Annotated in this window: 1 protein-coding gene; it reads right to left on the bottom strand. The window is 62.9% G+C overall.

Going from position 1 to position 434, the window contains the following annotated elements; all coding sequences use genetic code 11:
* A partial coding sequence (locus tag AB4Y80_RS16935; protein WP_442215500.1) for a TetR/AcrR family transcriptional regulator occupies positions 1–434 on the bottom strand: 434 nt, incomplete at both ends.

The raw sequence follows: 434 nt of genomic DNA, 5'->3' as shown, positions 1-434 counted from the left end.
ACAGGATCGTCCACGGGAATGACGCCCGCATCCATGGCCCTGCCGACCACCCCGATCCACACCCGCTCGTAGTCCCTCGTCCAGGCACGCCATCTCGCATACATCTCGGGAGACAGGCCCGCACCGCCAAAGAAGACGTTCATATACTGGCGCAGCTGGACAGCCGTGCCGATCTGCAACCGGATCAGGGCCAGCAGCGTCGATTCCGGATCCCGGTCCTGGGCCACAAGCGCCGTCGCAGACAGATTCAGCTCCTCCGTGGCCCGCTCGAAAAGTATGCCCATCAGATGCGACTTGGTGGGAACCGTGCGGTACAGCGTCGCCCGGGAAATATCGAGCTTTTCGGCCACCGCGTCAATGGAGACGCCCTCATAGCCGTTCTCCGCAAACACCGCCGCGGCGGCCTCCGCAACGGCATTAAAGTCAATCTCCAG

Origin of the sequence: Specibacter sp. RAF43 (assembly GCF_052114065.1) — a bacterium.
Taxonomy (GTDB): Bacteria; Actinomycetota; Actinomycetes; order Actinomycetales; family Micrococcaceae; genus Specibacter.
The sequence above is the reverse complement of the archived record's forward strand: the minus strand, read 5'-3'. Positions and strand labels throughout refer to the sequence as shown.